This window comes from Halorubrum amylolyticum, assembly GCF_004114995.1.
GTDB lineage: Archaea > Halobacteriota > Halobacteria > Halobacteriales > Haloferacaceae > Halorubrum > Halorubrum amylolyticum.
On sequence record NZ_SDJP01000002.1, the window covers coordinates 187,366 to 201,289 of the forward strand.

Here is a 13,924-nt window from a genome sequence, read left to right on the forward strand (position 1 = left end):
ACCGCTCACCTCGACGGCCGCACGAATATATCCTCTGACGGCGACGGTAAAGGGACGAAACGTCTATGTCCGTTCATCATAGATGGTCAGCGGAGATGCAAATCGTCACCGACCAGGATGTCGTCGTTGTAGGCTGTGGGATCGCCGGACTGAGCGCGGCCAACCGCGCGGTCGAGCAGGGGTTAGACGTCACCGTCCTGGAGAAGTCGCCGAAAGACAAGCGAGGCGGACACACGCGGTACAGCGAGTCCTTCCGGGTCGCGTCGTCGGACTCGGACCTCGAAGAGCACGGGTACGAGTACAACATCGACGACTACACGCCCGACGACTTCTACGCGGACATCATGAAACAGACGAACGGGCGGGCCGACGAGGACCTGGCCCGGACCATCGTCGACAACATCGGCCCCACCGTCGACTGGCTCACCGGGCGCGGCGTCAAGTGGGACATGGAGCCGCTCAACGTCGGATACACGGTCGCTCGGACCTTCTTCGACGGCGAGGAACTCGTCGCGGACCTCGTCGAGGCCGCCGAGGCGGAGGGCGCGACGTTCGAGTATCGAACCGAAGCCCGCGAAATCCTGTTCGACGACGGCGTGGTGTCCGGCCTCCGCGCGCGAAACGACGACGGTGATGTCGAGTATCGCGCCGACGCCGTGGTCGTCGCCGCCGGCGGCTACGAGTCGAGCGAGGAGAAGCGGACCCGGTACTACGGCTCCGACTACGACGCGATGACGGTCCGCGGGAGCCGGTACAACACCGGCGAGGGGATCGAGATGGTCCTCGACGCGGGCGCCCGGGCAGACGGCCAGTGGGGCGGAGCCCACATGGCGCTCATCGACAGCGAGTCGCCCGAGTACGAGGGCGGCGCGAACCGGGTCGACGGCTACCAGTACGGGGTGCTGTTGAACAACGACGGGGAACGGTTCTTCGACGAGGGCGAGGACGCCCGGGCGCACACCTACGCCAAGCTCGGTCGGATCATCTTCGAGGAGCCGGGACACGAGGCGTTCATCGTCATCGACGACCCTCTCAAACAGCACATGCGTGCGACCGGTCCGGGCGACTGGGTCACCGGCGACACCGTCGAGGAAGTGCTCGAAGCGCTCGAATGCGACGCCCCCGACGCGGGCGCCTCGACCGTCGAGGAGTTCAACGCGGCGACGGATCCCGGGGAGTTCGACCCCGATTCGCTCGACGGGAACCGAACCGCGGGGCTCGACCTCGAAAAGTCCAACTGGGCGCTTCCGCTCGACGAGCCGCCGTATCACGGCTACCGGGTCACGGGCGGAATCACCTTCAGTTTCGGCGGTGCTGCGACCGACGACCGCGCCCGGGCGCTCGACACGATCGGCCGACCGATTCCGGGCCTGTACGTCGCCGGGAACACGACCGGCGGGCTGTTCTTCGACAATTACCCGGGCGGGACCGGCCTCGCTAACGGAGCGGTGTTCGGGAAGATCGCAGCCGAAGAGACCGTCGACTACGTCGGGTCGGGCGAATGAACGATACACTGGTCGGCGATCAGCGCGCGATCGACTGCGCCATCGTTCGCGGCGGCACGAGCAAGGGCGTGTTCATCCCCCGGTCGAACCTGCCGGAAGAGAACCGAGACGAAGCGATCCTCTCGCTGTTCGGCAGCCCCGACGACAGACAGATCGACGGACTCGGCGGCGCAACGTCGACGACCTCGAAGCTGATGGTCGTCTCTCCGAGCGATCGGGAGGGGATCGATATCGATTACACGTTCGGGCAGGTGGCCGTCGAGGAGGCGGTCGTCGACTACGGCGGCAACTGCGGGAACCTCACCTGCGCGATCGGATCTTTCGCCGTCGACGAGGGGATGGTTCCGGTCGACCCCGACGACGGGGAGGTCACGGTTGAGCTGTACAACACGAACACCGGCGCGGATATCACTCAGACGGTGCCGCTTGCCGACGGCCGCGCGGCGAGCGTCGGCGACTTCAAGATCCACGGCGTCCCCGGTACCGGTGCGAAGATCGACACGACGTTCCACGATCCGGCCGGCGCGATGACGAACGGGCTGTTCCCGCTCGGCGGCCCGACGATCGATATCGACGTCGACGGGGAGACGATCGAGACGACCGTGCTCGACGTCACGACGCCGATCGCCTTCGTCCGCGCGAAGGACATCGGACTCACCGCTACCGAGGGTCGGGCGGAGATCGACGGCGACGCGGAACTCCTCGAACGGCTCGAACGGATTCGGGGGACGGTCGCGGTCGAACTCGGCTTCGTCGACGATCCCGACGAGGCCTCGATCGAGACGCCCGGCTACCCGAAGTTGGTCTTCGTGGCTCCGCCGACGGACTACACGACGCCGGAGGGAGGCGACGTCGCGGCCGAGGAGACCGACCTGACGGCGAGGTACATGAGCATGGGGAAGCTCCATCCGGTGTACGCGGTCACCGGCGTTTCCTGTACCGCGGCCGCGGCGCAGATCCCCGGGACGATCCCCAACGAAGTCGCCGCGGACCCCGAGTCGACGGTGACGCTCGGGCACCCGAAGGGCACGATGACCGCGACCGCCGAGGTCGATCGGTCGATCCCCGATGTCGAGTCGGTCACCGTCTACCGGACGCAGCGTCGCCTGATGGACGGAACGGGATACTACCGCCCGGAGTGAACTCGTTCGTGCCACCGTCCGCCTGACGGCACGGATTCAGGAGGCGGACCGGTCGCGGACCGATCGCGGACCGACTTCGTGCGAGTCGATCGCACGGAAATGACCACAGCTCATCCCGCGGTGCGGGACAATTATCACACTCGGTCTCGTTGGAAGCGGCATGGAACACACGCCGGATCGCGGGCGGGTCAAAGCGGTCGACACGACGCTCGACATCGTCGAGTACCTCCACCGGGCGGGGTCGGCGAACATCGAGGAGGTTGCGGAGGGCGTCGGGGTCGGAACGAGCACCGCCCACCGCCACCTCACCACGCTGCACGAGCGCGGATACATCGTACGCGAGGGGAACGAGTACGAGTTGAGCCTCCGGTTCCTGACCCACGGCGGACGGCGACGGAAGACGCTCCCCGCGAACGAGCTGATACACAAGAAAGTCAGACAGCTGGGCGAAGATACGTCGGAACGCGTCCAGTTCATCACCGAGGAGCACGGCGAGCGGGTGTACATGTACACCCACGCGGGTCCGGACGCGGTCAAGACTGACGCGACGATCGGGAAGCGCGGCCCGCTTCATGTGAGCGCGGCGGGAAAGGCGATCTTGGCGAACCTACCGGCCGATCGCCGGAGGCGGATTCTCGACGGGGTCGCCGCGCCCGAAACGACCGAACGGGAAGCGCTCGACGAGGAGCTCGAAACCGTCAGAGAGCGGGGGTACGCGTTCAACGACGAGGAGTCGACGTCCGGACTTCGGGCGGTCGGCGTTCCGGTCCAGTACGAGACCGACACGGTGCTCGGGGCGATCAGCGTGTCGGGACCGGCGAACCGGCTGACGGGCGACTACTTCCGCGAGGGACTGCCGAACCTCCTCTTAGGCACCGTCAACGAGATCGAGTTGAACATCGAGTACCTGTGACCGCCCCGGGCGCCCACCGAGGCGACCGACTGTCCACCCTGCACGCGCCCGATCCGTAAACGACCGACCGGCGGACGGCGTCACGAGTCGGTCAGCGTGTTTCCCGCGATGCGGGATGAGGATAAACGGAACCGACCGACAGGTGTGGCGACTGGCGGAGCCATCTCCTCGTTTCGTCCGACATCCGGGGGATTCATCGAGGAAACTGACGCGGATCGAACTGCCTGGACGCGAACTCTGTCCCGCATGGCGGGTCGTAATATAGATGATCGTTAGTGATCGTGAATGCGTGCGAGAGAACAGCACACGTCGCGTGAGTCGCGTGGAGCGCCCGGCTGCTCGGAAGGCTTCGACGCGTTCTACTGCGATGTCGACCGTGCGCGTCAGGGAAGGGGCCACCGCGAGACGGCGCTCACGGTGGCGAGCCAGCGACGCATCGAATGGAAATCAATTACATCAGTAGTATTGTAATGCAGTAGTCGAACGCTCGGGGTTCGGATTCGGCGTGATTCGGTGTGCCGAACGAGCCGTCGAGTCGTATCCGACGACAACAGAAATAACTGTAATCATATATCTCCAAATATGTATCAAAATATAGAATTATTCTACCCCACCGCATTTATTATTTTAAAATTTATGCGATGTTTTTCACTATATCTCATATAATGATAGTATAGACGGGATATTCCGATATATTCCAAATATACTGTTGGAATATTTTAGTAGTGCCGGCGTCGACCCCGTTTCGATCGGAATATTCCCGATCGATATTCCGGCTTGAAATACCTAAACCCGGGTTTTTTCTCACACTCAAGCAGGTCTCAAGTCGACGAAATCTAAATATCAATTATAACTAATACATTCAATAACTATATTTCTGGGTATCAGACCGATCACTCCGTCGAACTGATTCGTCTCGCACGTGGGGGATGATGGTTCGCCGCGGCGGCCCCGCTTCACACCGAGGTGGCGATGAGCGCGGCCGGAGCGCTACGACCGAGACGCGTCCGGCGGTTCCGCTTGCGACGGTGCCGCGCCGTCGCAGCTCCCCGAACGCAACCGCTTTCGGATAGGGCGCCGACGGAGGACGTATGCACGCCGACGAAGCGCAGGGCGGAGGCGATAGCCGATCGCGGAGCGCGGGTGGTGGACGGTGAGCGCGCCGGCGGGCGACTGGCGGCTGATCCGCGAGGAGTCGCGGCCGGGACCGATGCAGATGGCGCTCGACGAGGTCGCCGCCGAGACGGTGGCTGCCGGCGGCCCGGCCACGGTGCGAACGTACCGGTGGGACCCGAGCTGTCTCACGCTCGGCTACCGACAGGACCCGGCAACGGTCGACTGGGCGTTCTGCGAGCGCGAGGGGATCGACGTGACCCGGCGCCAGACCGGCGGCGGCGGGATCTACCACGACACGCGCGGCGACGTGGCCTACTCGATCGTCGTCCCGGCCGCCGACGTGCCGGGCGAACTGCTCGACTGCTACCACCTGCTCTGTGAACCCGTCCTCGACGCGTTCGACCGGCTCGGGCTCGACGCAGGCTACGTCGAGGAGGGGGTGCCGGAGCTGTACCACCCGGCCTGCTACCTGCGGGAACTGCATCCGGCACACGACGTGGTCGCCGGCCGATCCGGTGACGGCGGTGAGAGCGGCGATCGTCGGCGGAAGATCGCCGGCAACGCCCAGTACCGAAAGCGGGACGCCGTCATCCAGCACGGCTCGCTGACGTTCTCGGTCGAGGCGGAGCGGCACCTCGGAACGTTCGCGGACCCACCCGTGACGGCGGACGGGTTCCGCGATCGGGTCGTCGGGATGGACGAACTCGCCGACCTCGATCGGGCGGACGCGGTGACCGCGGTGGAAGAGGCGCTCGTCGCGTGGGTGGTCGGAGAGGGCGGCGACCGCGAGAACGACGACCGCGAGGGCGGCGACGGAAGCGGGAGAGTTGCTCTCGGTCGCGACGGATCGTGGACCGACGCGGAGCTGCGACGGGCCGAGGAACTCGTCGAGACGAAGTATCGGGATGAAGAGTGGGTGCGGTCGCGTCCCGGGAAGGGGAAGGAGAACGAGAACGGGAACGGAGACGGAGCCGAAACCGGGTAAGCGCCGGGGGTTTAGAGAGCGCCGTGGGGGTTCAGAGAGCGCCGCGGGGGTTCAGAGGGGCGACGACGTCGCAGACGAGAGTCGACCGGTTCCGAAGGGGCTTTTTCCGGCGCCCACCTGGAGACGGTATGACTCACAAGGTCGGCGCACACGTCTCGATCGCGGGCGGCGTGGATAACGCGGTCGATAACCAAGTGGAGGTCGGCGGCAACTGCGGACAGATATTCACCCACTCTCCGCAGGTGTGGCAGGACCCGAACATCGGCGACGAGGAGGCCGAGCGGTTCCGCGAGGGCACCGAACGCGAGCTGGAGGGACCGTGGGTGATTCACACGTCGTACCTCGTCAACCTCTGTACGCCCAAGGAGGGGCTCCGCGAGAAGTCGCTCGACTCGATGCAGAAGGAGGTCGACGCGGCCGACACGCTCGGAATCCCGTACGTCAACGTCCATCTCGGCGCGCACACGGGCGCGGGCGTCGAGGGCGGGCTCGACAACGCTGCGTCGGTGATCGACGAGCTCGACGTGCCCGACGGCGTCACGATCCTGATCGAGAGCGACGCGGGCGCGGGCACGAAGCTCGGCGGCGAGTTCGAGCACCTAGCGGAGGTCATCGACCGCACGGAGACCGACATCGCCGTCTGCGTCGACACCGCCCACGCGTTCGCCGCGGGGTACGACCTCTCGACTCCCGAAGCCGTCGACGAGACGATCGCGGAGTTCGACGACGTGGTCGGGTTAGAACACCTCAAGTACGTCCACCTCAACGACTCGAAACACGCCTGCGGCACCAACAAGGACGAGCACGCCCACGTCGGCGAGGGGCTCATCGGCGAAGCCGGGATGGAGCGGTTCCTCAACCACCCGGATCTGGCGGACGTGCCGCTGGCACTGGAGACGCCGACCGAGGACGGCAAGAGCTTCGCGTGGAACATTGACCGCGTCCGCGAGCTGCGCGCGGAGTGAGGTCGGGGGAAACGACCCATCGCCGAGTGGGCCGTCACGGGGGCGAACCCGCGGAAATTCGTCGAATCGCTTAAAAGTGTCCGACGCGCCTTTATGTAGTCGGAGCCGTGATCCACGGATATGACCACCACGGAGGCGCTGCTCATCGGGCGTCGGCGCCGGTTGGCCCTCACGATGGTCGGGGGGTTCGCCGGCGTCGTGGCGCTGGCGCTGGCGGTCGCGGTCGTCGCCGAGCTCGCGGACATCCAGACCGCGGCGGCGCTGACCGATCGGCTCGTCCCGCTACTGGTGTTTTACGCTCCGGCACCGATCGCGGCCGCCGGTGCGTACGCGCGCTGCGGGGGCCCGGCGTGTCTGACGGTGGGCGTCGTGCCCGCGCTCGTGTTCGCCGCGCTCGTGGTCGTCGGCACCGTGTTCGGCGTTCCCGGAGTGGGCGGCGGCGACGCGGCGCTCGGCGGGGTGACGCTGTCGTTCGCGCTCGTCGGGCTGAGCGGGGCGTTCGTCGGCTACTGCGCCGGGGTCACCGCCGCGCTCCTCGCGGACCTAGCGGGGGTCGGCGGCGGAGACGGCGGAGACGGCGAGTCGGACGAGGCAGGCGGCGAGAAGTGAGTCGACGACGCCGCCGCCGCCGACTGAGTTCCGTGCGTTTATTCTCCCCTACGCCGAACGCGGGGGCGTGCGACGCTTCTCCGCGGACTACCTCGAACACACCCGCCGCGGGATGTGGACCGACGGCCGGGAGGCGCTGACGGACCTCGACCTCTCGAACCGCCGCCGCGTCCTCGACGCCGGCTGCGGCACCGGAGAGCTCACTCGCGTCCTCGACGCGGAGACGCCGCCCGACGCGACCGTGATCGGCGCCGACGCGGACCCGGCGCTACTGCGGGTCGCCCGCGAGGAGACCGGGCTCCCGTACGTCGTCGGCGACGCGACGCGGCTTCCGCTCTCGGACGACGCCGTCGACCTCGCGGCCTGTCAGGCGCTCCTCATCAACCTCCCCGACCCGGCCGCCGCGGTCCGGGAGTCCGCACGGGTCTCCTCGGGGCTGGTCGCCGCGATCGAGCCCGGCAACGCGGACGTGACGGTCTCGTCGAGCGTCGCGAGCGAGGAGCGCTTAGAGCGGGAGGCGCGGGAGGCGTACCTAGAGGGCGTCGACACCGACGTGGCGCTCGGCGACCGCGTGCGGGAGGCGTTCTCGGCGGCGGGGCTGGAGGGGATTCGAACCCGGCGCTACGTCCACGAGAAGCGGATCGCGGCGCCGTACGCGGAGCCCGCGCTGACCGCCGCGGCGCGGAAGGCCTCGGGCGCGGGGCTGGCCGACCACCGCGATGAGCTGATCGCGGCGACCTCCGAGGCCGCGTACGACGACCTGCGGCGGCGCTGGCGGGAGATGGGCCGGGAGGTGGTCGGCGAGATCGAGGCGGGCGAGTACGAGCGCGTCGAGCGCGTCCCCTTCGACGTGACCGTGGGACGGGTGGCGTGATTAGGGACGGGAGTACGTGAAGCGGACTGTCTGGGTGGTTGTTTATAAATCGGGTCGTGGCGTCGCTGTCGGCCGTTAATACGTGATTGGTGACTCTGCGGTGAACACCTTCAAAGCCCCAGCCGCGACGACTCGCGCGACTCGTTGCGCCCTTCAGTCGCTCGCTACGCTCGCTCCCTCCAGTGCTTGCGTCGTCGAGCTTCGTCCTCGCAGCTGCCCCTTTGAGTCCCACCCGCCCTCGCTTCGACTCACACCATGTCGCCGCGTACCGACGCCCCCTCCTGCTCGGCGCGCTGGCGCTTGAGCACGTCTGCGGCCTCGTTCGCCACGCCCTCGTCGGCGCCGAGCATGCCGAGGGCGGCGGGGAGTGTCGGCATCGCGAGCGAGGCCTCGCGCAGCCGGGTGAACGCCTCTTCGTCGCGGGTGCCGTCGACCCACAGGCAGACGCCGCGGGGGTCGAGCACCTCCTCGTAGGCGTCGCGGGCGAGCGCTCCCTTCAGGCGCTGGCGCACGTTGTCCTCGAAGCTCGCGTTGCACACTTCGAGGTGGATCGGCTCGTCGTCGCCGGGCTGCGTCCGGCTGCCAGAGGGACTACGTCCCTCGCTGTCGTCGACGAGCTCGGCCGCGAGGCATTTCTCGGGCGCGGCGTACCCGTTGTCGCTCACGCGCACGCGGTCCGGGTTGGCCTCGGCCCACTCGGCGCGGACGGAGGTGCCGACGCCCTTGACGCCGTACTCGGCCGCGAACTCGGCGGCCGCCTCGCGATCGCCGCCCATGATCACGTCTTTGGTGACGTACACGTCGAGGCGCTCGACCGGGTCGAGCCCGAGCGCCACGTCGCCGAACGCCCACACCTCGCGGACCGGGACCGGCATAGTCTCGCGTTCGACGTGGTCGACGAAGGTCTCCAGCCGGGCGACGGCCTGCTCGCGGTCCATTGCGAGTCCGTAGGCGAGTCGCGGGCAAACCGGTTTCGCTCGGCCGGCGGGGGTCAGAGCGCGTCGAGGATGACGCGAGGGAGTTCGCCGTCGCCGGCGGGCGTGTCGTCGCCGGCGGGCGTGTCGTCGTCGGCCGGCATCAGGCGTCGAGGAACGCCCGAATCTCCTCGTGCGAGCGCGCGTTGAGCACGTCTGCGGTTTCGGCCCAGCCGCGCCGGGCGGTGTGAACCCCGTACCGGGCGTTGTCGAGTTCTCGCGGGGCGTGCGCGTCGGTGTCAACGGCGATCGTCGCGCCCGCGTCGATCGCGGCCCGCACCGCGTCGCCGTCGGCGTCGAGCCGGGCCGGGTTCGCGTTCACCTCGATGGCGGTGTCGGCGGCCGCGGCCGCCTCGACCACGGCGTCCACGTCGGGCGCGATCCCGGGTCGGCTGTTGATGATCCGGCCGGTTGGGTGTCCGAGAACGTCGACGTGCGGGTGTTCGACCGCCCGGATAAGCCGCTCCGTGGCGGCGTCGGAGTCCTGCCCCAGCGCCGAGTGCGGCGAGGCGACGACGATGTCGAGGTCGGCGAGCGTCTCGTCGTCGGTGGTGATCGCCCCCTCGGCGTCGATGTTGGCCTCGATGCCGTGGAGGACCTCGATGTCGGCGTCGACCACGTCAACGGCTTCGTCAACGGCCTCCGCCTGCTCCGCGATCTCGGTCTCGTCGAGCCCGGTGTTGCCGAAGATCCCCGGGCCGGCGGCGTGGTCGGTGACCGCGTGTACGTCGTAGCCGCGCTCCGCGGCCGCCTCGATCATCTCGGCGATCGAGAACCCGCCGTCCGACCAGTCGGTGTGAGTGTGGAGGTCGCCGCGGAGGTCGGCGGTCTCGACGAGGCCGGGGAGGTTGCTTTCCGCGGCGGCCGCCGAGACTTCACCGTTGTTCTCGCGGAGTTCGGGCGGGACTGACTCCATGTCGAGCGCCTCGTAGACGCCGTCCTCGGTCGCGCCGGCGACGCGCTCGCCGACCCGCTGTCCCGCGTCCGGGTCGTCGACGTCGCTCACGTCGAACAGGCCGTACTCGTTGAGCTTCAGGTCCCGGTCGATCGCGCGGTTGCGCACCGCCACGTTGTGCGCTCGCGAGCCGGTGAAGTACTGGAGCGCCGACCCGAACTCGTCGCCGTCGACGATCCGGAGGTCCACCCGGGTGCCGCTCGCGCGGACGCTCGCCTTCCCGGTGCCGGCCTCGATCGTCGCGTCCGCCTCGGGCCAGTCGGTGAACGCCTCGACGACGGGCTCGCGCGCGTCGCTGGCGACGAGCAGGTCCACGTCGCCGATCGTGTCCTTCCAGCGCCGGATCGAGCCGCACACCTCGGCCTCAGCGACCGCGTCGAGGTCGGCGAGGTACGACAGCGCGGCATCGGCGACCGGGCGGGCGTCGCCGAGGCGGGTTCGCTTTCGGGCCTCGCGCGCGAACGGGATGTTGTCGAGGATGTTCTCCTCGGTCTTCGCGCCGAAGCCGGAGACCTCGCGGATCTTCTCTGTCTCGGCCGCTTCCTCCAACTCGTCGAGGGTGGTGATCTCCAGCGCCTCGTAGAGGCTCCCGACCGTCTTCGGGCCGACCCCCTCGACCGCGGTCAGCGCCTCGATGTCGGCGGGCAGCTCCGAGCGCAGCTCCTCTAACTCCTCGATCGAGCCGGTCTCGAAGTACTCGACGATCTTCGACGCGATCGCGTCGCCGACGCGGTCGATCTCGGCGACGGCGTCCTCGCCCTCCCCCGCGAGGTTCTCGATCGGCGCGGTGTGCTCGCGGACGTTCTCCGCGGCGCGCCGGTAGGCGGTCGGCTTGTACTCGACGCCGGTCGCTTCGAGCCGATCGGCGAACTCCTCCAAGAGGGCGGCGACCTCGTCATTGCGGCTCATTGGGTGGGGGTTCGGCCGGACGGTACTAATAAGTGAGAGCGATCGGGGCGGGTGACGATCAGGATGAGGTCGTTGATCCCTTTTAGGTGGTTGCCGAGAGAGCGTTGTCGACCACCGCTGAATACCCAGCCGCTTGCTTATAAGTGGTTGTCGGTGACGCTACGGCGAACAGCCCCAAAGCCCCAGCCGCTCGCTTATAAGCGGGTAACTGTCGATCGACGGTGAACACCGCCAAAGCCCCAGTCGCGAGGAGGCGCGCGCCACCGCAGATCGGTTTATAAAGAGCCGTAGTTACCCAGTCTTGAACCGATCGATGGACAAGACACTTGTCGGATCTCGCGAATCTTCCGCGTATGCCCTCCCCGCTCGCTCCGCTCTCCAGACTCGTCGGTAGCCTCCTCGATCGCTCGCGCGCCGCATTCCGCCGACTCAAGCCGGGCGGCGGGGGTATCGCGGTCGGCGTCGTCGTGGTCGTCACCTTCGCGACGGCCCTGGGAATTTTCGGACTCGGAGCCGCCTTCGACGCGACGATCGACCGCGAGGTGACGGTCGACAACCCCGACCGCCCGCCGGAGTCGACCTGCGAGGCGTTCGGGGATGACGACGACAACTCGGTCTTCGCCGAGCAGTGCGACCGACCCGAGCGGATCGACGTGGACGTGGGCGAGGAGCTACGGAGCGCGACGGGCGACTACGTCGGCTACGCGCTGATCGGGGTGCCGATCTGGTGGGTCGTGTTCGCGCTCGCACTCCACGGCGGGGCGCGCCTCGCGGGCGGCGCCGGCTCCCTCGGAGACTCGTTCGCGGTCGCGGCGTGGGCGCTCGCCGCGGAGCTGGCTCGGCTGGCCGCCGGGCTCGCGGCGATCTGGTACGCGCTCGCGTCGACGGAGGTTGGGGGGACCACGATGGAGGCGGTCTCGAGGGAGATCGTCGCCGCGATATCGGCGATGCAAGGACCGCTTCTGGCCGCCTCCGCGGTCGTGATCGCGGTCCAGTGGGTCGTGGTCGTCGGCGGACTGGAGGCGTATCACGACCTCGATCGAGGGGTCGCCGGCGCGGTCGCCGGCGGCTTCGCGGCGCTCGGGCTCCTGATCGCGGCGGTGTGATGCGCGCTCCGGTAACCGGCGGCGACCCGGCTCCGCGGGCGTCCGCGGATTCGGGAGTTTTTAACCCGGTCGGAGCCCCTCTCCCGACATGATCCTGTCGGACGCGGACATCCTCGACCGCCTCGCGGACGGGGACTTGGTGGTCGAGCCGCTCGACGACGTCGACCAGCAGGTCCAGCCCGCGAGCGTCGACCTGCGGCTCGGCGAGCGCTTCCTGGAGTTCCAGCGCACGAACATCCCCTGTATCCACCCGACCGAGGCCGACGAAGTCGGCGAGTACGTCACGGAGACGCGGGTGCCAGAGGGCGAGGAGTTCATCCTCCACCCGGGCGACTTCGTGCTCGGGACGACGACGGAGCGCGTCGAGATCCCGCCGGACCTGCTCGCGACCGTGCAGGGGCGGTCGTCGCTCGGGCGACTCGCGATCGTCATCCACGCCACCGCGGGGATCGTCGATCCGGGGTACAAGGGCCAGATCACCCTCGAACTGTCGAACCTCGGCACTGCTCCCGTCGCGCTCACGCCCGGCATGCGCGTCTCGCAGCTCATCTTCACGGAGCTCAAGTCGCCCGCGAACCGCCCGTACGGCGTCGAGCGCGGGTCGAAGTATCAGGACCAAGACGGCCCGCAGGCCTCCCGGATCGGCGCCGATCCGGAGTTCGATAGCGACGAGAGCGAAGAGGAGAGCGACGAAGCTGAGGCGAGGGGGGACCACAGATGAAGTTCATCGAGGAGGTCGTCGTCGACGAGTTCCTCCCGACGGTGCGCTCGATGCTGGCGGAGGACCTCCGCGAGCGCGGCTTCACCCAGCGCGAGGTGGCCGACGCGCTCGGCATCTCGCAGTCGGCCGTCTCGAAGTACGCCCACGGCGACGTGGCCCGCCACGACCGGATCGTCGCCGACGAGCGCGTCCGCGAACTTGTGGAGCGCGTGGGCGAGGGGCTCGCGGCGGGCGAGATGACTCCGGTCGCGGCGCTCGTCGAGATCGAGGTGCTGATCCGCCGGTTAGAGGAGGGTGACCTCCTCGCGGACCTCCACGAGGAGGCGATGCCCGCGCTCGCCGACACCGAGGTGGAGTTCTCCGTCCACGACCCGGACAGCGGGCTCCGCGAGCGCGAGCGCGTGCTCTCGTCGGTCCGGCGCGGGCTCCGGACCCTGACGAACGCCTCCGGCTTCGCCGGGCTGATCCCGAACGTCGGCGCCAACGTCGCGGAGTGCATCGACGGCGCGCAGACGATCGACGACGTTGCGGCCGTGCCCGGCCGGCTCGTCGACGTGAAGGGGCAGGCGATGGTGCCGGGCGAGCCCGAGTTCGGCGTGAGCGAGCACGTCGCGACGGTCCTCCTCGCCGCGCGCGAGGCGGGCGCCACCGCCCGCGGCGCGGTGAACGTGCGGTACGCCCCCGAGACCGTCGAGGCGCTCGCCGCCGAGCACCCGACCGTGGAGTTCGACCCCGAGCGGCCGACCGGCGAGGCGGTCGCCGACGCGGTCGCGGGCGCCGACATACCGGAGGCCCGCGACGCCCTCGTCCTCTATCAGACCGGCGCGGTCGGCGTCGAGCCGATCGTCTACGTGCTCGCGCCGACCGCGGCGGACGCGGCCCAAGTCGTCCGCGGGCTGATCTGAGCGCCGGCGCGGTCGCGTTCCTCTTCCTCCCCTTTCCACCGACGCCGACAGGTTTTAGCGCCGACCGCCCGAATCGACGGACGTGACCCGACGCGGGCGCTTCGGTATGCGGATGCGCCTCTCCTAGCGGCGGGCGGACCCGCCGCGTCGCCGGCGGCCGGTAGCGCGGTCGGCGCCGACGCCGCGGCGAACCCCGTCGCCTCCCCGTAGCGCCCGGTCCGTCTCCCCGGTAGTCGCGTCCCGAG

The 13,924-nt window shown here is 68.5% G+C and carries 12 protein-coding genes; 10 read left to right on the forward strand and 2 right to left on the reverse strand.

Features of this window, described 5'->3' with window-relative positions; genetic code table 11:
* Positions 1 to 95: 95 nt before the first annotated feature.
* From tcuA to ESO89_RS03450, 7 genes are all read left to right on the forward strand, one after another.
* Positions 96 to 1,505, forward strand: a complete 1,410-nt coding sequence (gene tcuA / locus ESO89_RS03420; RefSeq protein ID WP_128904278.1) for an FAD-dependent tricarballylate dehydrogenase TcuA — start codon at positions 96 to 98, stop codon at positions 1,503 to 1,505.
* Entirely contained in the window at positions 1,502 to 2,647 is a 1,146-nt protein-coding gene (locus ESO89_RS03425; RefSeq protein WP_128904279.1) for a 2-methylaconitate cis-trans isomerase PrpF family protein, read from the forward strand. Before tcuA ends, ESO89_RS03425 begins: the two co-directional genes overlap by 4 nt.
* 160 nt (positions 2,648 to 2,807) lie before the next feature.
* Positions 2,808 to 3,560, forward strand: coding sequence for an IclR family transcriptional regulator (locus ESO89_RS03430; protein ID WP_128904280.1), 753 nt, complete (start codon positions 2,808 to 2,810; stop codon positions 3,558 to 3,560).
* A 1,153-nt stretch (positions 3,561 to 4,713) separates the two neighbouring features.
* On the forward strand, positions 4,714 to 5,661 hold the full coding sequence (locus tag ESO89_RS03435; protein WP_128904281.1) for a lipoate--protein ligase family protein: 948 nt from the start codon (positions 4,714 to 4,716) through the stop codon (positions 5,659 to 5,661).
* A 128-nt stretch (positions 5,662 to 5,789) separates the two neighbouring features.
* Complete coding sequence (locus tag ESO89_RS03440) at positions 5,790 to 6,626, forward strand: deoxyribonuclease IV (RefSeq protein WP_128904282.1); 837 nt, start codon at positions 5,790 to 5,792, stop codon at positions 6,624 to 6,626.
* A 120-nt stretch (positions 6,627 to 6,746) separates the two neighbouring features.
* Complete coding sequence (locus tag ESO89_RS03445) at positions 6,747 to 7,235, forward strand: hypothetical protein (protein WP_128904283.1); 489 nt, start codon at positions 6,747 to 6,749, stop codon at positions 7,233 to 7,235.
* A 67-nt stretch (positions 7,236 to 7,302) separates the two neighbouring features.
* On the forward strand, positions 7,303 to 8,109 hold the full coding sequence (locus ESO89_RS03450) for a class I SAM-dependent methyltransferase (protein ID WP_128904284.1): 807 nt from the start codon (positions 7,303 to 7,305) through the stop codon (positions 8,107 to 8,109).
* A gap of 248 nt (positions 8,110 to 8,357) precedes the next feature.
* Here the strand turns inward: ESO89_RS03450 and ESO89_RS03455 are convergent, their stop codons facing one another.
* Together ESO89_RS03455 and polX are read right to left on the reverse strand one after the other, a co-directional pair.
* Positions 8,358 to 9,047, reverse strand: coding sequence for a DUF7095 family protein (locus ESO89_RS03455; protein WP_128904285.1), 690 nt, complete (start codon positions 9,045 to 9,047; stop codon positions 8,358 to 8,360).
* Positions 9,048 to 9,186: 139 nt separating this feature from the next.
* On the reverse strand, positions 9,187 to 10,947 hold the full coding sequence (gene polX, locus ESO89_RS03460) for a DNA polymerase/3'-5' exonuclease PolX (protein ID WP_128904286.1): 1,761 nt from the start codon (positions 10,945 to 10,947) through the stop codon (positions 9,187 to 9,189).
* 353 nt (positions 10,948 to 11,300) lie between these two features.
* On the opposite strand from polX, the gene ESO89_RS03470 reads away from it, so the two are divergent.
* From ESO89_RS03470 to ESO89_RS03480, 3 genes are all read left to right on the forward strand, one after another.
* On the forward strand, positions 11,301 to 12,053 hold the full coding sequence (locus ESO89_RS03470) for a YIP1 family protein (protein WP_128904287.1): 753 nt from the start codon (positions 11,301 to 11,303) through the stop codon (positions 12,051 to 12,053).
* Positions 12,054 to 12,141: 88 nt separating this feature from the next.
* Positions 12,142 to 12,774: a dCTP deaminase gene (gene dcd, locus ESO89_RS03475; protein ID WP_128904288.1), complete on the forward strand. Its 633-nt coding sequence runs from the start codon at positions 12,142 to 12,144 to the stop codon at positions 12,772 to 12,774.
* Positions 12,771 to 13,679, forward strand: coding sequence for a thiamine-phosphate synthase family protein (locus ESO89_RS03480; RefSeq protein ID WP_128904289.1), 909 nt, complete (start codon positions 12,771 to 12,773; stop codon positions 13,677 to 13,679). Before dcd ends, ESO89_RS03480 begins: the two co-directional genes overlap by 4 nt.
* Positions 13,680 to 13,924 lie beyond the last annotated feature (245 nt).